This window comes from Geobacillus sp. 47C-IIb (genome assembly GCF_014679705.1).
Taxonomy (GTDB): domain Bacteria; phylum Bacillota; class Bacilli; order Bacillales; family Anoxybacillaceae; genus Geobacillus; species Geobacillus thermodenitrificans.
In genome coordinates this window covers 1,332,119-1,352,841 of sequence record NZ_CP061473.1, presented here as the reverse complement: position 1 = coordinate 1,352,841, position 20,723 = coordinate 1,332,119, and the positions used below count along the sequence as shown (strand labels likewise).

General features: G+C 51.2%; 25 protein-coding genes and 1 pseudogene. 23 read left to right on the top strand and 3 right to left on the bottom strand.

Annotated features, from left to right (window positions below; translation table 11 throughout):
- Window positions 1-82 precede the first annotated feature (82 nt).
- The 3 genes from IC804_RS06940 (at window position 83) to IC804_RS06930 (ending at window position 1,484) form a co-directional block, all read left to right on the top strand.
- Window positions 83-220, top strand: coding sequence for a YuiA family protein (locus IC804_RS06940; protein WP_008881821.1), 138 nt, complete (start codon window positions 83-85; stop codon window positions 218-220).
- 62 nt (window positions 221-282) lie between these two features.
- On the top strand, window positions 283-606 hold the full coding sequence (locus IC804_RS06935) for a YuiB family protein (RefSeq protein WP_008881820.1): 324 nt from the start codon (window positions 283-285) through the stop codon (window positions 604-606).
- Window positions 607-824: 218 nt separating this feature from the next.
- Window positions 825-1,484: a 3D domain-containing protein gene (locus IC804_RS06930; RefSeq protein ID WP_008881819.1), complete on the top strand. Its 660-nt coding sequence runs from the start codon at window positions 825-827 to the stop codon at window positions 1,482-1,484.
- A gap of 18 nt (window positions 1,485-1,502) precedes the next feature.
- Here the strand turns inward: IC804_RS06930 and IC804_RS06925 are convergent, their stop codons facing one another.
- On the bottom strand, window positions 1,503-2,315 hold the full coding sequence (locus IC804_RS06925; RefSeq protein ID WP_081157348.1) for a cobalamin-binding protein: 813 nt from the start codon (window positions 2,313-2,315) through the stop codon (window positions 1,503-1,505).
- A 174-nt stretch (window positions 2,316-2,489) separates the two neighbouring features.
- Between IC804_RS06925 and IC804_RS06920 the strand changes: the two genes are divergently transcribed.
- The 3 genes from IC804_RS06920 to IC804_RS06910 all read left to right on the top strand — a co-directional run bounded on the left by IC804_RS06920 (window position 2,490) and on the right by IC804_RS06910 (window position 5,818).
- The gene (locus IC804_RS06920; protein WP_029761683.1) at window positions 2,490-3,983 is read left to right on the top strand and encodes a leucyl aminopeptidase; all 1,494 of its coding nucleotides are present in this window, start codon (window positions 2,490-2,492) and stop codon (window positions 3,981-3,983) included.
- Between the two features lie 198 nt (window positions 3,984-4,181).
- On the top strand, window positions 4,182-4,802 hold the full coding sequence (locus IC804_RS06915) for a DUF47 domain-containing protein (protein ID WP_008881816.1): 621 nt from the start codon (window positions 4,182-4,184) through the stop codon (window positions 4,800-4,802).
- 17 nt (window positions 4,803-4,819) lie between these two features.
- Window positions 4,820-5,818 carry an inorganic phosphate transporter gene (locus tag IC804_RS06910; RefSeq protein ID WP_008881815.1) on the top strand — a complete coding sequence of 333 codons (999 nt, stop codon included), beginning with the start codon at window positions 4,820-4,822 and terminating at the stop codon, window positions 5,816-5,818.
- A gap of 35 nt (window positions 5,819-5,853) precedes the next feature.
- On the opposite strand, the gene IC804_RS06905 is transcribed toward IC804_RS06910, so the two are convergent.
- Window positions 5,854-6,462: a biotin transporter BioY gene (locus IC804_RS06905; protein WP_008881814.1), complete on the bottom strand. Its 609-nt coding sequence runs from the start codon at window positions 6,460-6,462 to the stop codon at window positions 5,854-5,856.
- Window positions 6,463-6,666: 204 nt separating this feature from the next.
- Here IC804_RS06905 and IC804_RS06900 point away from each other — a divergent pair, with 204 nt between their 5' ends.
- The 13 genes and pseudogenes from IC804_RS06900 to IC804_RS06845 all read left to right on the top strand — a co-directional run bounded on the left by IC804_RS06900 (window position 6,667) and on the right by IC804_RS06845 (window position 15,548).
- Entirely contained in the window at window positions 6,667-6,825 is a 159-nt protein-coding gene (locus IC804_RS06900; protein ID WP_008881813.1) for a hypothetical protein, read from the top strand.
- A 155-nt stretch (window positions 6,826-6,980) separates the two neighbouring features.
- Window positions 6,981-7,616, top strand: a complete 636-nt coding sequence (locus IC804_RS06895) for a hypothetical protein (protein WP_190300671.1) — start codon at window positions 6,981-6,983, stop codon at window positions 7,614-7,616.
- A 144-nt stretch (window positions 7,617-7,760) separates the two neighbouring features.
- Window positions 7,761-7,880: pseudogene (locus IC804_RS18505) on the top strand (RNA-guided endonuclease TnpB family protein); the annotation flags it as partial.
- 285 nt (window positions 7,881-8,165) lie between these two features.
- Window positions 8,166-10,562 carry a Na+/H+ antiporter subunit A gene (locus tag IC804_RS06890; protein WP_008881810.1) on the top strand — a complete coding sequence of 799 codons (2,397 nt, stop codon included), beginning with the start codon at window positions 8,166-8,168 and terminating at the stop codon, window positions 10,560-10,562.
- A complete protein-coding gene (locus tag IC804_RS06885; RefSeq protein ID WP_008881809.1) occupies window positions 10,555-10,971 on the top strand; it encodes a Na(+)/H(+) antiporter subunit B in 417 nt (138 codons plus the stop codon). Before IC804_RS06890 ends, IC804_RS06885 begins: the two co-directional genes overlap by 8 nt.
- Entirely contained in the window at window positions 10,972-11,313 is a 342-nt protein-coding gene (locus tag IC804_RS06880; RefSeq protein ID WP_008881808.1) for a Na(+)/H(+) antiporter subunit C, read from the top strand.
- Window positions 11,306-12,778 (top strand): Na+/H+ antiporter subunit D, encoded by a 1,473-nt coding sequence (locus IC804_RS06875; RefSeq protein WP_008881807.1) that lies wholly within the window; start codon window positions 11,306-11,308, stop codon window positions 12,776-12,778. The genes IC804_RS06880 and IC804_RS06875 overlap by 8 nt, the downstream gene beginning before the upstream one ends.
- Window positions 12,779-12,784: 6 nt before the next feature.
- Window positions 12,785-13,261, top strand: coding sequence for a Na+/H+ antiporter subunit E (locus IC804_RS06870; RefSeq protein WP_008881806.1), 477 nt, complete (start codon window positions 12,785-12,787; stop codon window positions 13,259-13,261).
- Window positions 13,258-13,539: a Na(+)/H(+) antiporter subunit F1 gene (locus tag IC804_RS06865; protein WP_008881805.1), complete on the top strand. Its 282-nt coding sequence runs from the start codon at window positions 13,258-13,260 to the stop codon at window positions 13,537-13,539. The genes IC804_RS06870 and IC804_RS06865 overlap by 4 nt, the downstream gene beginning before the upstream one ends.
- A 22-nt stretch (window positions 13,540-13,561) precedes the next feature.
- The gene (gene mnhG / locus IC804_RS06860) at window positions 13,562-13,885 is read left to right on the top strand and encodes a monovalent cation/H(+) antiporter subunit G (protein ID WP_049756697.1); all 324 of its coding nucleotides are present in this window, start codon (window positions 13,562-13,564) and stop codon (window positions 13,883-13,885) included.
- Window positions 13,886-14,056: 171 nt separating this feature from the next.
- Complete coding sequence (gene kapD / locus IC804_RS06855) at window positions 14,057-14,677, top strand: 3'-5' exonuclease KapD (protein ID WP_171355403.1); 621 nt, start codon at window positions 14,057-14,059, stop codon at window positions 14,675-14,677.
- A gap of 73 nt (window positions 14,678-14,750) precedes the next feature.
- The gene (locus IC804_RS06850; protein ID WP_008881802.1) at window positions 14,751-14,966 is read left to right on the top strand and encodes a hypothetical protein; all 216 of its coding nucleotides are present in this window, start codon (window positions 14,751-14,753) and stop codon (window positions 14,964-14,966) included.
- A gap of 129 nt (window positions 14,967-15,095) precedes the next feature.
- Window positions 15,096-15,548: a superoxide dismutase family protein gene (locus IC804_RS06845; RefSeq protein WP_369802848.1), complete on the top strand. Its 453-nt coding sequence runs from the start codon at window positions 15,096-15,098 to the stop codon at window positions 15,546-15,548.
- 152 nt (window positions 15,549-15,700) lie between these two features.
- On the opposite strand, the gene IC804_RS06840 is transcribed toward IC804_RS06845, so the two are convergent.
- A complete protein-coding gene (locus IC804_RS06840) occupies window positions 15,701-16,861 on the bottom strand; it encodes a MalY/PatB family protein (RefSeq protein WP_081157349.1) in 1,161 nt (386 codons plus the stop codon).
- A gap of 30 nt (window positions 16,862-16,891) precedes the next feature.
- Between IC804_RS06840 and IC804_RS06835 the strand changes: the two genes are divergently transcribed.
- From IC804_RS06835 to IC804_RS06820, 4 genes are all read left to right on the top strand, one after another.
- Window positions 16,892-17,209 (top strand): DUF1871 family protein, encoded by a 318-nt coding sequence (locus IC804_RS06835; RefSeq protein ID WP_223812907.1) that lies wholly within the window; start codon window positions 16,892-16,894, stop codon window positions 17,207-17,209.
- A 149-nt stretch (window positions 17,210-17,358) separates the two neighbouring features.
- The gene (locus IC804_RS06830) at window positions 17,359-18,639 is read left to right on the top strand and encodes an IS110 family RNA-guided transposase (protein WP_108437783.1); all 1,281 of its coding nucleotides are present in this window, start codon (window positions 17,359-17,361) and stop codon (window positions 18,637-18,639) included.
- Window positions 18,640-19,035: 396 nt separating this feature from the next.
- A complete protein-coding gene (locus IC804_RS06825) occupies window positions 19,036-19,536 on the top strand; it encodes an Lrp/AsnC family transcriptional regulator (RefSeq protein WP_008881798.1) in 501 nt (166 codons plus the stop codon).
- Window positions 19,533-20,705, top strand: a complete 1,173-nt coding sequence (locus IC804_RS06820) for an aminotransferase (RefSeq protein WP_008881797.1) — start codon at window positions 19,533-19,535, stop codon at window positions 20,703-20,705. The genes IC804_RS06825 and IC804_RS06820 overlap by 4 nt, the downstream gene beginning before the upstream one ends.
- Window positions 20,706-20,723 lie beyond the last annotated feature (18 nt).

Here is a 20,723-nt window from a genome sequence, read left to right as displayed (position 1 = left end):
TGAACAAAAATAAGGGAGAATCGTTGTTTGTTTTTACAGAAAATTTTGATATATTAACAGAAAAGAAGTGGAGGGGACATCAATGAGAAGAACGGTTACGATTAACGCTTGCCCGTATTGTGAGGGACACGGGTACGTCCAGCTCTTACTAGGCGGCTCGGAGACGTGCTACGGTTGCCAAGGAACAGGAAGTGAGCCAGAAGAAGACGACAAGCATTGACATTGACTGTCATCCGCCCATCCAGTACACTGAAAAAGAGTGTAAGGGAGGTTTGAGGGCGGATGCAAATGAGTTTGCCGGTTGTGCTGATTTCTATGCTTTTATTTTTCGTCTTATTTTTTGGCATTGGGTTTTTGTTAAATATGTTGCTGCGCATGACATGGATTATGGCCGTTTGTTTTCCGATCGTCGCGATCTTCATTATTGACGATGTGCCTTGGACTCGTTATTTGACCGCACCGTCTGATTCGTTCGCAGCACTCGGCCGGAAAATCACTTCATTGGCAGCCGCCGATTTGTTGATTTTGTCTAGCGGCTTTGCCGGCGCTCTTTGTGCTGGGTGGGCGATTCGGACGTTAAGGGCAAAAGGATATCAAATGTTTTAAAGCGCCTCCGCGCAAGCGGGGGCGTTTTTATTTTTGCTTAACGTATGCGCCCATGGCCGTTTTCGTGCTCAATGGATAGGCGAATGTTTCGGTGAATAAAGCCTTTATGATGCGAGGAGAGAAACAAAAATCGGAAACGGATGTTTCTGAAAAAACAGTTTTTCGTTTTTTGTGTTTCTTGCAATGAATATTTCGATTTTGGATGGAGATAAATAGAGATGTGGGAGGAGTTGAGGACATTGGATTGTTTTAGGCAAATGGCACGCCGAATCGCGATGACGCTGTTGTTCATCATGGCGTTGCTCTCTACATTTCAATCCATTTCCGGGGTTGAAGCAAACACAGTTCTCCGTCCCTTGCTTATTGGTTCACCAGCAGATCATGAACCGGATCGGGGAGTGAAAGGAAGCGCCAAAAGCAACAACGGATCCGCCCCGCGGCTTGAGGAACAGTTTGACTGGTCGAAATATCCGTCGGTTGAAGTCATAGCCACCGGCTATACGGCCGGCGTCGAATCGACCGGGAAAACCCCTGATCATCCTGAGTACGGCATTACGTACTCGGGAGTGCGTGTGAAACGTGACCTTTATTCAACGATTGCGGCGGATTTAAGCATTTTTCCGATTGGCACGATTTTGTTTATCCCTGGTTATGGCTTCGGTGTTGTAGCCGATAAAGGCGGGGCGATCAAAGGCCACCGCATTGACTTATACTATGAAACGGTCGAAGATGTATATAAATATTGGGGAAAAAAGAAAGTGAAAGTTTACATTGTGCAAAAAGGAAACGGCACGTTGTCCGAGGAAGAGTTGACGCGGCTGAATGAGGATGAAACGATGCAAGTGTTCCGCCAGCAATACTTAGAGTCGAAAAGTTAATAGAGGGGCTCCCGCCCGTCAGCGATCGAAGAGCGGGTCGCTGTCGTCAGCGGGAGGGAACAGCGCCGGATGCAACAGCGGCGCTAATTTTTTTAATCCGACAAGCAGGCGTGGCGACGGCCGGCAATAAAGCGCCTCCTCGAGCAGATGGATGCGTCCGGTGCGGACCGCCTCGGTTTGTTCTGCGTTTGGGCGCTTGGTCACGGCATTTGCGTTCATTTTTTTTGTTTGCACGCCGACCCACACAAGCAAAATGTGCGACGGGTTGCGGGCGACGACTTCGTCCCATTCCGTCTGGACGCTCGCTTTGGCACAGTCGGCGAAAATATTGCGTCCGCCGGCGAGTTCGCTGAGCTCGCTCAGCCAGTTGGCACCGCCTGGGGTAAACAATGGGCGCGGCCACCATTCCCAATACAGGCGGGCCGGTTCGGTGACAGCGGCTGCCCGTTCGCGGTACTCGTTCAGACATTCATGGTAGCGGCGAGCCAGTTCAGCCGCTTTTTGTTTTTCACCGAGCGCTTCCCCCAATCGAAGGAGATCAGAGGCAATGTCGTCAAGCGAATGGGGTGCCAGCACGAGATGGGGAAGGCGGCGGCGCGCGAGTTCCTCGACGTTGCGCTCCATCCCAGGCACGCTTAAGGAGGCGACGACGAGATCCGGTTTGAGCGCCTCGACTTCATCCATATCGATGCGCAAATCCGGCCCGACGGTTGGCAGCTGCTTTACTGCGGGCGGCCAGTCGGAAGACTGGTCAACGGCGATGACATCATCGAGCCGGCCAAGGTAGGCGAGCATTTCCGTATTGCTCGGGCAAAGAGAAACGATTCTCATGGGCGCTAGTCCTTTCTTCATCCATCGTTTTTTTACTCATTCGCCTTGTCTCATCATTTTCCCTTCCGTTTTTCTAGTAAAAGAAAAGAGGGAAAATCCATTAGACAATCGAAATAATCGCCATGTTTCGCTATAATGAGAAATGGAATGAATCACCATGAAAGGGATGAAAGAATGTTTACGGTAAAACCATGGTCATCGGCAGAAGTGGTGCACGAGGCGTTGGCTATTGGATTGTTTGAGGGGAAAGATTCGTGGTCTGGGCTTGCCGGCGAGTACGATTCCCGTCTCGGTGGACAGTTGTCCAACCTGCGGAAAGAAGGCGACATTTCCGCCAAACGGGGGCGCATTGCCACCATTCATACGATGTTGCCGACCGGAGTCAAGCGGCTGTATTTTGTTGGTTTTGGCAAAAAAGAAGAACTGACGTTTGAACGGCTTCGTGAAGTGTTCGGCAAGCTGTTTCGCACATGGAAGCAGGCGAAACGGACCGAGGCCGCGATCGCTCTTGACACATTTACGACAGAAACGGTCGATCCGAACGAGGCGGCGCATGCGTTAGCTGAGGCGTACTATTTGGCGACATATGAGTTCCCAGGCTATAAGCAGAAAAAGTCGGAACCAGACTATGCGCTTGAATCGCTCACCGTATATACGGCGGCCGATGCGGCAGAAATCGAGGCAAGCTTATTTGTCGGCTCCGTGTACGGGAAGGCGACCAACTCAGCGCGCACGCTCGTCAATACGCCGGGCAATTTGCTGACGGCATCCGATTTGGCTGATTATGCCGTGGAGTTGGCGAAACGGTACGATTTTGACTATGAAATTTTGGAAAAAGAAGAGATGGAGCGGCTCGGTATGGGCGCGCTATTGGCGGTCAATCAAGGGTCAAAGCAGCCGCCCAAGCTGATCGTTCTAAAATACCAAGGAAAAGAGCAATGGGAGAACGTGATCGGCCTCGTCGGCAAAGGGGTGACATTTGATACGGGAGGATATTGCCTGAAGCCGCGCGACAGCATGATCGACATGAAAACAGATATGGGCGGCGCCGCCGCGGTGCTCGGTGCCATGGAAGCGATCGGCGAACTCCGTCCGGAGCAAAACGTGCTCGCCGTCATTCCGGCAACCGACAACATGATTAGTGCTGAGGCGTTTAAGCCGGATGACGTCATTACATCGCTTTCCGGAAAAACGATTGAAGTGAGAAACACGGATGCTGAAGGACGGCTCATTTTGGCCGATGCGATCACCTACGCGAAACAGCATGGCGCTCGTTATTTGATTGATGTTGCTACGTTGACCGGCGGAGTGATCGTTGCGCTTGGCACGGATAAAACCGGTGCGATGACGAACAACGAAGCGCTGTTTGAACAGCTGCTGGAAGCATCCATGGAGACCGGGGAATTCATTTGGCGGCTGCCGATTACGGAAAAAGACCGCGAGCGGGTGCGAAGCAGCAAAATTGCTGATTTAAACAATTCTCCAGGACGTGAAGGGCACGCGATTATGGGCGGGGCGTTCATCGGCGAATTTGCTGAAGACACACCGTGGGTGCATTTAGATATTGCCGGCACGGCGACCACGAAGAAAGACGGTGATCTCGGCCCAGCCGGGGCGACGGGTGTAATGGTGCGAACGCTGACGGCGTTTGTCGAACGATTTGAATAAGCGGTTGAAGAGCTGGAGCGAAGTTGCATAGCTCCAGCTTTCTTTTGGCACGCTACATAGTACAAAGAGGCGAACAAAACGTAAAGGGAATGTAAATTTCGTGTAAAGTTTCTTATTTGCTTATTGTAAATGAAGTTGAAATTGTTAAAATAGGTAGCGGTGATTTTTTTTTGATTCCAACAATGGAGGGTGTCCGGTATGATTTTTTCGCCAAAAAAGGACGTTTTCTTCGACATGTTGTTCACGATCTCCGAAAATGTAAAGGAAGCGGCTCAATATTTTGTTGAGTATAAAATTCAAAGTGTGAGCGACTTGAAAGAATTCGCCCGCGTCATGAAGGAGTATGAACGGAAAGGCGATTCATACATCCATGAACTCGTCGTTCATTTAAACAAAACGTTTATTACGCCGATTGAGCGGGAAGACATCCACCAATTAGCAATGAAAATGGACGATGTACTTGATGGCTTTGAGCAATGTTCGGCTCGGTTCGAAATGTTCTCGTTTACGGATATTGACGAACATATGGTGAAGTTTTTCGACTACATTTATCAAAGCACGATCGAAATTGTGCATGCCTTAGAGCTGCTTTCGCATAAAAAATTGCTCGATATGCGTCAACACGCCATTAAGATTAAAGACTATGAAACAAAATGTGACGAAATTTTGCGCGCTTCGATCAAAAACTTGTTTGTGACGCAAAAAGATCCGATTAAGCTCATCCAATATAAAGAGCTTTATGAAATGCTTGAAGAGATTGCCGATAGCTGTGAAGATGTCGCCAATACGCTTGAAACGATCATCATGCGCAACGCATAAAAGGGGACGTTGTTTTCATGGATATGATCCTTGTCTTGACGGTATTAATTGTCGTTTTTGCGCTGGCGTTTGACTTTATTAACGGCTTCCATGACACAGCCAACGCCATCGCCACTTCTGTATCGACAAGAGCGCTCACGCCGCGCCGCGCGATCTTTTTAGCTGCTACGATGAACTTCATTGGTGCCTTGACATTTACGGGCGTGGCCAAAACGATTACGAAAGACATCGTCGATCCATTTGCCTTAGAAAACGGACCGGTCATTATTTTAGCCGCCCTCACGTCAGCGATCGCTTGGAACTTGATTACTTGGTATTACGGCATTCCGAGCAGCTCCTCGCACGCGCTGATCGGTTCGATTGCCGGAGCGGCGATTTCCGCGGCTGGGTTTGGGATTTTAAACTACAGCGGATTTTTGAAAATTTTACAATCGCTCATCTTTTCGCCGTTCTTGGCGTTAGCAGTCGGCTTTGTCGTTATGACGATTTTTCGCATTATCTTTAAAAACGCGAACTTATACAGCACGACGAGAGGTTTTCGGCTGTTTCAAATCGTAACCGCCTCATTGCAGGCGTATACGCATGGGACGAACGACGCCCAAAAAGCGATGGGGATCATTACGATGGCATTGATCGCCGGCGGATATCACGCGACGACCGACATCCCTGAGTGGGTGCGCATTTCCGCTGCTACAGCGATGGGGCTTGGGACAGCCGTCGGTGGATGGAAAATCATTAAAACGGTCGGCGGAAAGATCATGAAAATCCGCCCGATTAACGGGGCAGCAGCCGACTTATCATCCGCACTCATCATTTTTTCAGCAACCACGTTCCATCTGCCGGTTAGTACGACGCACGTCATTTCCTCGGCGATTATGGGGGTTGGTGCCGCTCAGCGGGTGAAAGGAGTCAAATGGGGCGTCGCCCGCCGGATTGTGCTCACATGGATCATCACATTGCCGATTTCGGCGTTAATTGCTGCTTTTCTATACCAAGTGTTCAATTTGTTTTTCTAACGAGAGATGCGCCTGCTATAAACAGGCGCGTTTTTTTATGCGGCGGGCCGGCTTGCGGAAACGGATCGGCCAATCGCCCGACAAAGACGTGGGGCGATCAAACCGGCGACGACTGATAACACAATATCTTTCGGCAGCGGAGCGAGCATCCACCCCCACACCATTTGATACGACAACCCTTCCGGTGCTTCGGCCCATAATTGATACGCCATATACATCCAGTTCGTGCCGATGACATAGTTGATCACCATGCCGATGAGCGCTGCGGTGATAAAGCGGGCGGTTGACGCCGGCTGCGGGCCGCGATTGATGATCCAACCGGTCGCATAAGCGGAGGCGATAAATGAAAGAATAAAGCCAAATGTCGGTTTGAACATCATCGATAATCCGCCGTTGAGGCCGGCGAACACCGGTACGCCCGCAAGGCCGACGAGCATATACACAGTCATTGCGACCGCACCGAGCCGCCGCCCTAATACGGCACCGGCAAGCACGCAAAAGAACGTTTGCAACGTGATCGGCACGCCGCCGACAACAAGAAACGGCACCCATGACGTGATGTTTGCACCGATTGCCATCAAGGCGACGAACATGGCGGCGAGCGTCATATCGAGCGGGCGAAGGGAAGTCTGTTGTCCGTCCATATGTAAACCTCCTTTTGTTTTTAAGTTAACAAAATCATATCGAACAAACGGTTGACTGTCAATCCTCTTTTTTCGACGGATGATGTGATTCGCCGCGGGGCATGCTAAACAAAAGCGCTGTCCTCAAGCTGCCATGTTGCGAGAAGGAGAGACATAAACGGATCAAGGGCGATGAGAGCAAGGAAAACGAAAGGAGGGATTGCGATGGAGCGGTTTATGCCTGATGAGGAGATAAGATGGGCGAGCAAAATGGGGGCAAACGAAGACATCATTCATACAAGCAAAAATGACGATGGCTACGATTTGCGCACCCCGGCGGAAATCGGCAAGCGGCAGCCGTTTGATGAAAACGACAATGCGTGAAGGAGCACGGATGGATCGGACCTCTTTCGTTTACATGTTTGAAGAACAAATGCTGCGCTTTTTAGACTACAAGGCGGTTAAGCTGATGATGTTGATTTCGTTGTCACGATCATTTTCGGTGATATCTTCTATCGACGCACGCAATTGGATGTGCAATGGAAACGGAAGAGGCCGGCGAGTTCGCCAAGACATTGGACGGGGATGGGACGATCGCCGTCTTTTTTTGTTCACGACGTCATCAGCAAGAACTGTTTTTGTGTGAAAAAGGCTTTTGGAGCGGCAAGACGCCAACGACAGCCCGCTTCCAGCGCCCGGGTGGAAGCGGTGTTGTCGCATCGAGTGTGGCCGCTCATCGTCCAACGGCGGCCAAAGTGATGAAGGCGAAAAGCGACGGCTCGCCAACCATTTCCTCCTATTTCGCTTGCCGCCGCGATGGCGAAGGCTATCGGCGCAAAGGCGGAAACACATTCCAACGCAAGCCGATGACGAGCTGGCAACATCGAGGAGCTCCAGGAGGGGGCGATAGCGTCAGACGGATGCCGTCGGGATTGAAATACACTTCGGTTTGCGAGCGGATGCCGAGTGAACGAATGAGGCGGTTCACTTCTTCGGTTTTCCCTTCTTGGGCGGCGGACATGACCGAGGCGGCAAATGGACGCGATTCGGCCAGCCTTTTTAAAATGACTCCAACATCGTTCATGAGTGTCTGGGCGGTGACGGCCGATTGGGAGAAGATAGAAGGGTCGATTGGCGGATACTGCCTTGCCCATGCCGACGGGTGCGGGAAATAAAACATTCGATGGCTCCTCCTTTCCTACGTGATTACAGACCCGCGAGCGAGAAAGCCCACTCCTTTAGGGGCGGAATGAAAGCGAGCCTAATGCTATCATAAACATCAGGAGGTAAAAAGATGCCTGCGATCACCTTAAAATTGGATGGAGCTTCACAAGCCAACCAAATCGAAACAGGAGATATACGAGCAGATGACTGAGATCAACACCCAATTTACCAATTGGCTGTTGGATCATCCCGAGCTGAATAAAGCAATAAGCAAACGATCCAAGAATCCCGCGTCTTTAGGCGTGTAGAGTGTCAATACTTATATACTCGCTGCGCTGCAAGCCGGTGCCATAGAAACAATGGGATTGGCAGCGAAAGGTGAAACTTTTTGGGGAATTTTTCGTACATACGTAGGCGGCGAGAGTCTGACTTGATTTCCAGCAGACCGTTGTGCCGACAGAGGCGGGAGTTTATGATACAATACGAAGTAGGATAAGCGGGGCGATGCGAGGGGGAAAAGGAAACATGACAGTTGGTTAGTTAGGGAAGGAGGATGGTTTATGTTAAACTTGGCAATTGTTTCACCACTGATTTTCGCTTTATTCATTCCGTTTTTGTATAAATATGTGCGTTCGATTCACACTGGATGGTTTGTGCTCCCTCTTCCGGTCTTATTGTTTGTGTATTTTATTCAACATCTCCCTCTTGAACCCTACGGACAAACGATCCCTTGGATTCCGTCTCTCGGAATGGATTTTCAAGTCTATATGGATGGGTTAGGCTTGCTCTTTTCGCTGTTAATCACAGGGATCGGCTCTCTTGTCGTGTTGTATTCGATTTATTATTTGCCAAAGGAAAAGGAAAAACTTGGTCACTTTTACGTGTATTTGCTTTTGTTTATGGGAGCGATGCTTGGCGTCGTTCTTTCAGACAACGCCATGGCGCTCTATCTGTTTTGGGAATTGACATCGTTTTCATCCTTTTTGCTGATTGGCTACTGGAATGAGCGTGAACGTTCCCGATACGGGGCCCAAAAATCCATGCTCATCACCGTGCTTGGCGGGCTGTCTCTGCTTGGTGGATTTTTATTGCTTTCGGTCATGAGCGGAGGGTCGTACAGCATTCGTGACTGGATCGATATGGCGGATGCGTGGCCGCAACATCCGTTATTCTTGCCAGCGATGCTCTTGATTTTGCTTGGCGCGTTCACCAAATCCGCGCAGTTTCCATTTTACATTTGGCTTCCGGACGCGATGGAAGCGCCCACCCCAGTCAGTGCGTATTTACATTCGGCGACGATGGTGAAAGCCGGCATTTATTTAGTGGCTCGTTTCACCCCGATTTTTGCTGTTTCTTCGCTATGGGTTTGGCTTGTGATGGGCATTGGAATGGCGACGCTTTGTTGGGCGTCATTTCATGCCGCCCGCCAGACAGACTTGAAAGGGTTGCTCGCCTATTCGACGGTGAGCCAGCTCGGGTTGATTATGTCGTTGCTCGGCGCTGGGGCGCTGGCCTTTCATGGTGATCCGAGTGATCGCCGCTTGTATATGGCAGCCGTGGTTGCAGCGGTGTTTCACTTGATCAACCATGCGACGTTCAAAGGAAGTTTGTTTATGACTGCCGGCATTGTCGATCATGAGACCGGGACGCGAGATATCCGGCGTCTTGGCGGCTTGCTTAGCTTCATGCCCATCACATTTACAATTGCGGTCATTGGTTCGTTGTCGATGGCGGGTGTTCCTCCGTTTAACGGATTTTTAAGCAAAGAAATGTTTTTTGCTGCGATGGTGCAAGTGGCGAACGCCCATTGGTTTTCGCTTGATGTCTGGGGGATCTTATTTCCGGTGCTCGCTTGGGTAGGAAGCGTGTTTACCTTTTTATATAGTCTTCTTTTTGTTGGGAAAACGTTTCTTGGCGCCCCGAAGCCTTCCGAATGGCCGAAACAGCCGCATGAAGCTCCGGTGGGGATGCTTGTGGCGCCGGTCGTTTTGGCTGTCCTTGTCATTGGCTTCGGACTGTTTCCGAATGTGTTGTCCAATGCGGTGATTGCTCCGGCGGCCGATGCCATTGTCAACGGTGTGTTCCGCCAGGAAGGGCTTTCTGTGCACATTAGCCATTGGCACGGATGGACGATCGAAGTATGGATGACCATCGGAGTGATTGTCCTTGGCGTGTTGCTGTATCGGACGTTTGATTCATGGAAGCGCGTGTACGGTGCGTTTTCGCAGCGCCTTTCATTGAATCACTTATATGACACGGTTGTGCGGCAGATGGAAGAGCGGTCTCATTCCTTGACAAGCCGTTACATGACCGGGTATGTTCGGACGTATTTCTTGTATATTTTGTCCGCGATGCTCGCGTTGCTTATTGTGACGATCGTTCTGAAAGTGGATGGGGAGTTTTCGTTAAGCCATTTAGCGGACGTGGGCGTCCATGAACTGATGTTGGTGTTGGCAGCTTTGGTCGGAACGGTGACGACTTTAGTGGCCAAATCACGCCTTGTCGCCATTATCGCTTTAGGTTCGGTCGGCTATACGGTCTCGCTTTTCTTTGTGCTCTTCCGGGCGCCTGACTTGGCATTAACCCAACTTGTCATTGAAACGATTTCCGTCGCTCTGTTTTTGCTTTGTTTCTATCACTTGCCGAAGCTTAGCCGCCATGAGAAAGGCGTCCGTTTCCGTCTTGGGAACGCCCTCATTTCGCTTGGCGTCGGCGCATTGGTCAGCGTGATCGCCCTGTTGGCGTACAGCGAGAAAAACTTTGCGTCGATTGCCCAATACCATATCGAAAACGCGTATGAAAAAGCGGCTGGAAAAAATATTGTTAACGTGATCTTAGTCGACTTCCGCGGATTTGATACGCTATTTGAAATTTGTGTGCTGGCGATCGCGGCGCTCGGCATTTACGCCTTAGTGAAGCTGAAAGCTCCGAAAGGGGAGAACGGCAAGTATGAATGAACTCATTTTGCGGACGGTGACGGCCGTTGTCACGTTTATCATCATTTTGTTCGGGATTCAGCTTTTTTTCGCCGGCCACTATTATCCGGGCGGCGGATTCATCGCCGGCCTCGTTACCGCCGGTGCCATCATTTTGTTGCTGTTGGCGTTTGACATCAAAACGGTCCGATCGATGATCCCTATTTCTTATCGGACGCTCATTGGCATCGGACTGCTGTTTGCCTTAGGAACGGGGCTTGGCGGCCTTGTATTCGATGTCCCATTTTTAACGCATGCTCACGGCCATGTCATGCTGCCGTTGCTTGGAGATGTTTCGCTCCATACGGCCGTCTTGTTTGACTTAGGAGTCTATTTCGTCGTTGTCGGGGTCACCATGACGATTATCGAAACGATAGGAGAGGAAGAATAAATGGAAGTCGTCATGATTATCGTCATCGGCTGTTTGTTTGCCGGTGCCACGTACTTAATGTTGAGCAAAAGTTTGCTTCGGATCATTATCGGCACAGGATTGTTAAGCCACGGAGCGCATTTGCTTTTATTGACGATGGGAGGATTGAAAAAAGGAGCACCGCCGTTGCTTGGTGTGCAGGCGGAACAATATGTCGACCCCGTTCCGCAGGCGCTTATTTTGACGGCGATTGTCATTAGCTTTGGTGTCACGGCTTTTTTGCTCGTTTTGGCGTATCGTTCTTATCAGGAGATTGGAACGGACAACATTGAACAAATGAGGGGAAAGGAAGACCATGACTAATGCAGTAATTTTTCCGATTGCCATTCCATTGACGACGGCGGTTATCTTGATTTTTTGTGTGAAATCGTTGAAGGCGCAAAAGGTGATTTCCCTCGTTTCAGCGGGGGCGCTCATCGCTGCGGGCGCTTGGCTTGTGCGCCTTGTCGATCATGAAGGGGTGCAAAAGCTCGACGTCGGAAACTGGCCGGCGCCGTTTGGGATTACGCTCGTCTCCGACATGCTTTCGGCGCTGTTAGTGTTGACGACGAGCGTGATCGCGCTTGCTGGTCTATTGTATTCCTTTTACACGATTGACTCGAAGCAGGCGTCCATGTACTACTATGTTTTTTTTCAGTTCCTCATTGTCGGAGTGAACGGGGCGTTTAGTACAGGGGATATTTTTAACTTATTCGTGTTTTATGAAGTGATGCTCATGTCATCGTATGCACTGCTCGTTCACGGCGGCACCAAAATCCAGCTCCAGGAAACGATGAAATACATGATCATCAATGTGTTTTCTTCCGCGTTGTTTGTCATCGCCGTCGGCTATTTGTACGCTGTGACCGGCACATTGAATATGGCGCACTTAGCCGTACGGATTTCTGGAGCGGAAAACACAGCCGTGTTGACGGTCATTTGTTTGCTTTTTCTCATTGTATTTGGGTTAAAAGGGGCGTTGTTTCCGTTTTATGTTTGGATGCCAGGAGCCTATTCTGCTCCGCCATCGGCCGTGCTTGCGTTGTTCGGCGGCTTGTTGACGAAAGTCGGTGTGTATTCGATTTTGCGTACTTTTTCGCTGATTTTCCGCCAAGATATCGGTTATACTCATACCATCTTAGCGTGGTTGGCGATGGCGACCATTGTGCTTGGCGTCATTGGTGCGGTGGCTTACCGCGATATGCGGCAAATTGCCATTTATAACATTGTCGCGGCTATCGGTGTGATGGCGTTTGGCATTTCTTTAATGACAAAAGAAAGTATGGAAGGCACGATCTTTTACTTGCTGCAAGACATGGTGATGAAAACTGCGCTCTTTTTTATTGTCGGTGCGATCGCGTATGTCGCAGGAACGAATCAACTCGGACGGTTTAGCGGGCTGCTTGGTTCGTATCCGTTGCTTGGCTGGGCCGTATTCCTTACCGCTCTTGCGCTTAGCGGCATTCCTCCGTTTAGCGGGTTTATCGGAAAAGCGCTGATTATTCGGGCGGCGTTTGAAAAAGGACAGCTTCTGTTCGCACTGATTGTGTTATTGTCCAGTTTACTCGTGCTTTATTCGGTCATGAAAATTTTTATTCAATCTTGTTGGGGAGAAGCGCGCGGATATGAGCAAAAACGAGTCGCCCCGCTGTATGTGCCGATTGTCGCGCTTCTTGCCTTGGCCGTTTTATACGGGATCGGGGCCGAATTTGTTCGTCCATACATCGCCCAAGCGGCGGCGACGTTGGCAGATCCGTCGCTGTATATTGAGTCCGTTCTGAAGGAGTAGAGGCAAATGGCACAGCAATTGCTGCTCAACGTTCTATTGGCGTTCGTTTGGATGTTTCTTGCTGATTCATTTAGCGGGTCATCGTTTGTCATTGGATATCTCCTTGGTTTAGGCATCATTTTTGCGCTGCGAAGATATTTCTCGACGCGGTTTTATGTCGTACCGTTGTTTGTGATCGGGAAGTTGGCGCTCATTTTCATCAAAGAATTGTTGTTGGCCAACTGGGCGGTTTTAAAAATTGTCCTTTCTCCGTCGTTGAACATAAAGCCTTGCATTTTCGCCTTTCCGCTTGAAGTGAAAAAAGACTGGGAAATTACATTGTTATCCAGCTTGATTACATTGACGCCCGGGACGTTTGTAGTCGACGTCTCTGATGACAAGAAAGAGATTTATATTCATGCGATTGATGCGCCGGATGTGGACGAAGTCATCCGGCAAATCAAGACATCGTTTGAAAAAACGATTTTGGAGGTGAGTCGATGACCGTGATGTTCTATATCGCGCTCGCTCTTTTGTCGCTCGCCATTGTTTGTTTCCTCTATCGGGTCGTCAAGGGACCGACCGTGGCGGATCGGGTTATTGCGCTTGATGCGATCGGGATTTGTCTTGCAGGCATTGTGGCGGTGCTTTCAATCGTGTTAGAGACGAGTGTGTTTTTAGAAATTATTTTGTTGATCGGAATTTTGGCGTTTCTTGGCACGGCGGCGTTTGCCAAGTTTTTGCAAAAAGGGGTGGTGATTGAACGTGACGGAAATCATTGATGGGTTGATCGTATTGCTCGTCATGGCTGGTGCGCTATTAACGTTGATCTCCGCCATCGGCGCCCTCCGCCTTCCCGACGTTTATATGAGAAGCCATGCCATTGGCAAAAGCACTACCCTTGGAATGATCTTCATCTTAACGGGGACGTTATTTTACTTTTGGTTGAAGCACCACCATTTCAATTCCCGTTTGTTGCTGGCCATTGTCTTTATTTTTTTAACATCCCCGGTGTCGGCTCATTTGATTAGCCGTGCCGCATACTACTCCGGGGTTCGGCCATGGGAAGGGACGGTTCGTGATGATTTGGCAAAACAGAGAGAAAAACTAGCAAAACGTGCAAAGTGAGGAGACAAAATCAAAATAGCGGGATGTCCTTCTTTCTCTTAAAGCAGTCAAGTTTTTTCCGACATCCGCCTCTTTTTCGCCATTTTCTGAAAAAAGAAATAAACAATCGCTTTCCCGTGATATAATAATAGTAAGACGGACTGTGGCTGTGCGGAAAGGAGGGAAGCGATGATGGACGTCCCGCAATATTTGTTTCTCGATTTTGAATTTACGATGCCGGAAACAAAAACGACCCCGAACGGGTTTTCTCCGGAAATTATTGAAGTTGGCCTTGTAGCGGTCGTTGACGAGCAAATCGTGAGCCAATTTTCCTCTTATGTGAAACCGCTCCGTTTTCCGCAACTCACCGACCGGTGCAAGTCGTTTCTCAATATCACCCAAGAGCAAATTGACAGCGGAATGAGTTTTTATGAGCTCGTTTCCTTGCTTCGGCAATATGACCGCGAGCGCCCGACGACGGTTGTAACGTGGGGAAACATGGATATGAAAGTGCTCCGGGAAAACTGCCAGTCGGCGCGAGTGGAATTTCCATTTACCGGAGAGCACCGCGATTTGGCCATGGAGTATAAACGCTTTTTCGGCAACAAAAATCAAACGGCGTTGCGCAAGGCTGTGCAAGAGTACGGAAACGAAGGGATTGGAAAAGCCCATTGTGCGCTCGATGACGCATTTACCGCGTATACGATTTTCCGGCTCATTGAAAACGATAAAAAATATTTGGCGAAGACAAAGCCGCCGACGATTGGGGAGCGGATCGATTTCACCCAGCTGCGGAAAAAATTCGCTTTATAGCTGCTGTATTGGTGGCAGCTTTTTTGTGCTATAATGAGGATGGACGATTTTGAGTCAGAAAGGTTGTCTAACGATGTGGCCATGGGTGCTGAATCTATTTTTATACTTTCCGGAAGATAAGAGGGAGTATATTCCCGCGGTCATTTCAATGACCGTGTTTTTGCTCATTGCGGTGTTCACGATGCGGCTCATCATTGTCATTTCGCGTCGTCAAGAGAAAGAAGCGGAACGGCTCGAGCAAGAGCTGTATGGCAACAAGGACGAGTCCGGGCCGAGGTCGGATGTATAAAATGGGCTCCCTTCGGCAATACTGGCGGGTAACATCTGCCATGCTGGGGGGAGTTTTGTGTTGCAGGGAAAATATGGGATTCTTTTGGCTGTGGCGCTCGTTTTAGCTGGCTGCGGCCAACAGAGCGGTATGAGTCGGACGGTGGAGATGATCAATGCCGACAGTGATCCGATTGGCACGATTGAACTGACGGAACAAGCGGAGGGAGTCCGGCTGAAGCTTGACTTAGAAGGGCTTCCGCCAGGAGAGCATGCCATTCATATTCATGAAAAAGGAAGTTGCGAGCCGCCCGATTTTCAATCGGCTGGCGGACATTACAACCCTGACGGGAAAAAGCACGGACTTCTCCACCCAGAAGGCGCGCATGCCGGTGATTTGCCAAACATTATTGTCAAAGAGGACGGCACGGTCAACGTCGAACTGACGGCGCCGAACGTGACGTTAAAAGAAGGAGAAAAAGGGTCGTTGTTGACGAAGGACGGAACGTCAATCGTTATTCATGCCAAGAAAGACGACGGCATGACCCAACCGGCGGGAGATGCCGACGAGCGCATCGCCTGCGGGAAAATCAAGTCATCTTGAACGCTCTCTCCTGCACTTCCGGGGGAGGCATCGCGGTTTGAGATCATAAAAAGGTGTCCCAACATAAGCAACGGGACACCTTTTTTATTGAGGAGCGACAAACGACACGTGGCGTTTAAGACTCCCACCTCATGCCGATGGATGGGCATGATCTAGCGCAGCGCGAGAACCAACCGACGCAGTCCTTCTTCTAGCGTCGAGCGCGGGCAGGCGACGTTCAGACGGAGGAAGCCGCTCCCTTCCGCCCCGAATTTGCTGCCGAACTCAACGGCGATTTTTCCTTTTTCGAGAAGCTGTTTTTTGAGTTCGGCTTCGGACAGGCCGAGACCACGGCCGTCGATCCAGACGAGATAGGTCGCCTGCGGGCGGATGGGGCGAAGAATGGGCAGTTCCGCTGCGAGATGGGCGATGGTTGTGTCGATGTTTTGCTGCAAATACGCAAGCAAGGCGTCAAGCCATGCCTCGCCATGGCGGTAAGCCGCTTCCGCTCCGGCAATGGCAAATGCATTGAGCGTGAAAAACCCTTGCCGCTGTTGGACGCGGCGGAACGCCCGACGCCGTGACTCATCGGGAATGATCGCTTCGGCCGCCTGCAAGCCGGCGAGGTTGAACGTTTTCGTCGGCGCACGGAACGTGGCGCTTTGCGCCGCCAACTCCGGATGGAGGGAGGCGAACGGAATATGCCGATAGGGTGGGAACGTCAAATCGGCGTGAATTTCGTCGGAAAGGACGAAGACGCCATGGTTGAAACATAGCTCCCCAAGCCGTTCGAGTTCTTCTTTTGTCCACACCTTGCCACTGGGGTTATGCGGGTGGCAGAGGATGAGCAATTTTGCTCCGGGCAGTTTCCGCTCCAAGTCGTCCCAGTCGATGACATAATTGTCTTCAGTCAAGCGAAGGGGGCTAAGCACGAGCGTGCGATCATGGCGGCGGACGAGATCAAACAGCGGCCGGTAAACGGGGGAAAAGACAACGACGCGGTCTCCAGGCTCTGAAAACGCCTCAATGGCAGCGGCGACCGCCGGCACGACACCGTGGGCAAACACAAGCCAGGCCGGATCGATTTCCCACTCGTGGCGACGTTTGAGCCATTCGCCCACCGCTTCTTTCAACGAATCAGGAATGACGGTGTAGCCAAAAATTCCGTGTTCTATTCGCGCTTGCAGCGCTTCTTGTACGGCTTTGGGAGCCGGAAAATCCATGTCGGCGACCCACATCGGCCACACATCTTTATGGCCGAACAAACGCTCAACATCATCCCATTTCACCGACTGCGTGCCCCGGCGGTCGATGACTTGGTCAAATGAAAACATCGTATCTTCTCCCTTCTTTTTTTCAGGTCGATGGCTTATAATTGGTATATCCCAATCAAGAAAGAAGGTGGATGGCGGCGCATGGACGGACAACAATTGAACCGGCTGCTTCTTGAGACCATTGGCGCCTGGGATCCGTTCGGCTACGGAAATGACGCGTACGAGATAGAAGCGATTGACGTGCTTCAGGCCGTATATCATACGGATGATGCCCACACGCTCGCTGCTTGCATTCAGTCTATATATGAATTCGCGTTTGACAAAACAATTCCTTTTCGCGACTGCCTAAAACTTGCTAATCGGCTGCTCGAGCTGAAACGGATGGCATCTTGTTCATTCCCGGCATGACGACGGTCAGCCGGGCTGTCGGTTTAGCGAAACGGTTTAAAGGGAGCATTCCCGTTAGGAGCTTTTCCGGGGACTTGATCAAAAAAAGCCCTCTTGGTATGATGCAGGGGTGTCAACCACATCACTCACCATACCAAGGAGGACTTCAGATGAATTGTACACAAAACTATAAAATTGATCAAGTCACCGAACAAACGCTTGTCGTGGGTATTGATATCGCGAAACGAACCCACTACGCCTGCTTCGTGGATGACCGGGGGCGCGTGCTTCGCAAGTCGTTCCCGATCTTCCAGTCGAAAGAGGGGTTTCAACAGCTGTATAAAGCGATTCAGGGGGCGATGCAAGCGTTCGGGAAGTCAGAGGCGATCGTCGCCGTGGAGCCGACCGGGCACTACTGGTTGAACCTGGCCTACTTCCTCGAGGAGCACGGGATCCCGTTGGTCATGGTCAACCCGGCGCATGTGTGCCGGTCGAAAGAACTTGATGACAACCTGCCGACGAAACACGACGCCAAAGACGCCCTGGTCATTGCCAGACTGGCAAAAGACGGACGATTCCTCGTTCCCCGGCTGCTGCACGAGATTGAAGCCGATTTGCGCGTGGGGAGCACGCTCAAAGAGAAGCTCCGCAAGGAACAGACGGCGGTGAAAAACGCGATCGTCCGCTGGACGGATCGGTATTTTCCAGAGTTTTGGACCGTGTTTCGTGACTTGGGGAAAACGGCGCTTTCGGTGTTGGAGTGGACGCCGCTTCCGGCTGATATGGCGGGTCGGACCGCCGAGGAGCTCATCGAGGTGTACCGGCAAAGCGAAGGGCTGAAATGCCCGCAGAAGGCCAAAATTCAGGCGTTGATCAACGCCGCGAAGGACTCCATTGGGGTGACGGAAGGGACGACGATGGCCCGGTTTGAGATCGCCGCGCTCGTCCGCCGATACCGCCAATTGGAGGCGGAGATCGCCGCACTGGACGCCGAGTTGAAGGCATTGGTTCAAACGACGATGGAGTACCAATGGTTGAAAACGGTCGACGGGTTGGGAGACGCCACGATCATCGATCTGCTGGCGGAGATCGGCAGCTTCGCCCATTATCGGGACCCGCGCCAATTGGTGAAGTTGGCGGGCCTGACGCTCAAGGAGAACTCCTCCGGCCAGCGCAAAGGGCAAAAGCACATCTCCAAACGGGGACGGAAACGGTTGCGCTCGGTGCTGTTTCGGGCGGTGATTCCGCTGATCCGGCACAACGAGGCGTTTCGCGAGCTGCATGAATATTACACAACCCGCCCCGTCAACCCGCTGACCGGAAAGCAGTCCATCGTCGCCTTGTGCCGGAAGCTGTTGAATGTGCTGTTTGCGATTTGTACGAAGAAACAAGCGTTTGACGCGGAGCGAATGAAGCAGGACGTCTTGTCCCAAGTGCAACGGGCGGCCTAAGGCCTCCCCCTGCGAACGGAAGAATCGTTGGACAACGAGATGACACCGGAGAAGCTGGCGTGATTTCATCCATTCGACCTTGAGTCCCTAAAGGAGCTTGGCCGGCCTCCGCCTGATGACGAGACCGAACGAGGGAATGTTGGCGCGAAGACGCCCGGAGACATGGGAGGGTTCGTCCTCATCAGCGACGCGGAGATCCAAAGGGTGCATCGAATATGCTTCTCCCCACGTCAGGAAAATATAACCAGCCATGGCCGCGAAGCGCACCCTAGGTCTGTAAGATATCCACAAAACTGAAAAAGGATGTAAGGGATTTTGTCGAAAAATATTTTTTGGACACCCCTGAGAGGCCGAAAAGCCTTGATAAATCAACATTTCTAGAGGGAGGGATGTTCCGTGAAACTGAGCGATAAAGAACTGGAAATTATCGAAATATTGGAAAAAGATGCGCGGACTCCGATCGATGTGCTGGCGAAAATGATTGATTTGCCGGTGGAAGAAACAGAGGCGCTCGTCCACAAATTAGAAGAGGCGAACGTGATTGTCCAGTATACGACGCTTGTCGATTGGCGGAAGGTCGATGGCCACGAAGGGGTGACGGCGATGATCGATGTGAAAGTCACCCCGAAGCGCGGCGTCGGCTTTGATGAGGTGGCAGAGCGCATTTACCGTTTCCCGGAAGTCAAATCGGTGTATTTAATGTCCGGCGCCTATGATTTGTCGGTCGTCATTGAAGGGCGGTCGATGGCGGAAGTCGCCCAGTTTGTTTCGGAAAAACTGTCAACGCTTGATTCCGTCATTTCGACGACCACCCATTTCATTTTGAAAAAATATAAACATGACGGCACGATATTCGACAAAGGAGATCAAGATCGCCGCATCGTGGTGGCACCATGAATCCGCAAACGAAAAAAATGTATGTGTCAGAAACGGTTGCCAGCTTAAAGCCATCCGGCATCCGCCGGTTTTTCGATCTCGCTTCGAGCCTTGACGGTGTCATTTCCCTCGGTGTCGGCGAGCCGGACTTTGTCACATCGTGGAGCATCCGCGAGGCAAGCATTTTGTCGCTCGAGCAAGGCTATACGTCCTATACAGCCAACGCCGGTTTGCTCGAGCTGCGCCAAGAAATCGCCGCCTATTTGCGCCGCAAGTTTCATGTGGAATACCGTCCGGAGACAGAAATTTTAGTGACGGTTGGGGCGAGCCAAGCGATTGATTTGGCGCTAAGGGCGATTGTCAATCCAGGTGATGAAGTGATCGTGGTGGAACCGAGTTTTGTCGCTTATGAACCGCTTGTTGTGCTCGCCGGCGGGACGCCAGTGATCGTCCATGCGTCTGGCGCCGACGGGTTTCAGCTCATGCCGGCGCACATCGAACGAGCGATCACTGAGCGGACGAAGGCCGTGATCATTTGTTCGCCGAACAATCCGACCGGAACGGTGCTTAGCCCAGCGGAACTCAAAGCGCTCGCCCGCTTGGCGGAGAAGCATGATTTGCTGGTCATTGCCGACGAAATTTACGCCGAGCTCACGTATGAAGGTGAGCATACAAGCATGGCTGCTGTTCCCGGCATGCGCGAACGGACGATTTTGATTTCGGGCTTCTCCAAAGGATTTGCGATGACCGGTTGGCGGCTCGGTTTTGCGGCAGCGCCGGAAGAGCTTTTGCAGGCGATGTTGAAAATCCACCAATATGCGATGATGTGTGCGCCGACGATGGCGCAATACGGCGCCCTTGAAGCGCTCCGCAACGGGGAGCACGAGGTCGAACAAATGCGCAACAGCTACCGGCGGCGACGCAATTATTTCGTCGCCTCGCTCAATGAAATCGGGTTGCCGTGCCACTTGCCGGGAGGCGCGTTTTACGCGTTTCCATCCATTCGCCATACCGGCTTGACGTCCGAACAGTTTGCCGAGCGGTTGCTTTTGGAAGAAAAAGTGGCCGTTGTCCCTGGCAATGTCTTTGGTACAAGCGGAGAAGGCTATATTCGCTGTTCGTACGCTTCGTCGCTTGAGCAGCTGCAGGAAGCGATTAAGCGGATGAAACGGTTTTTGGAACGCTTGTAATCGACGATGTTCTGCCAT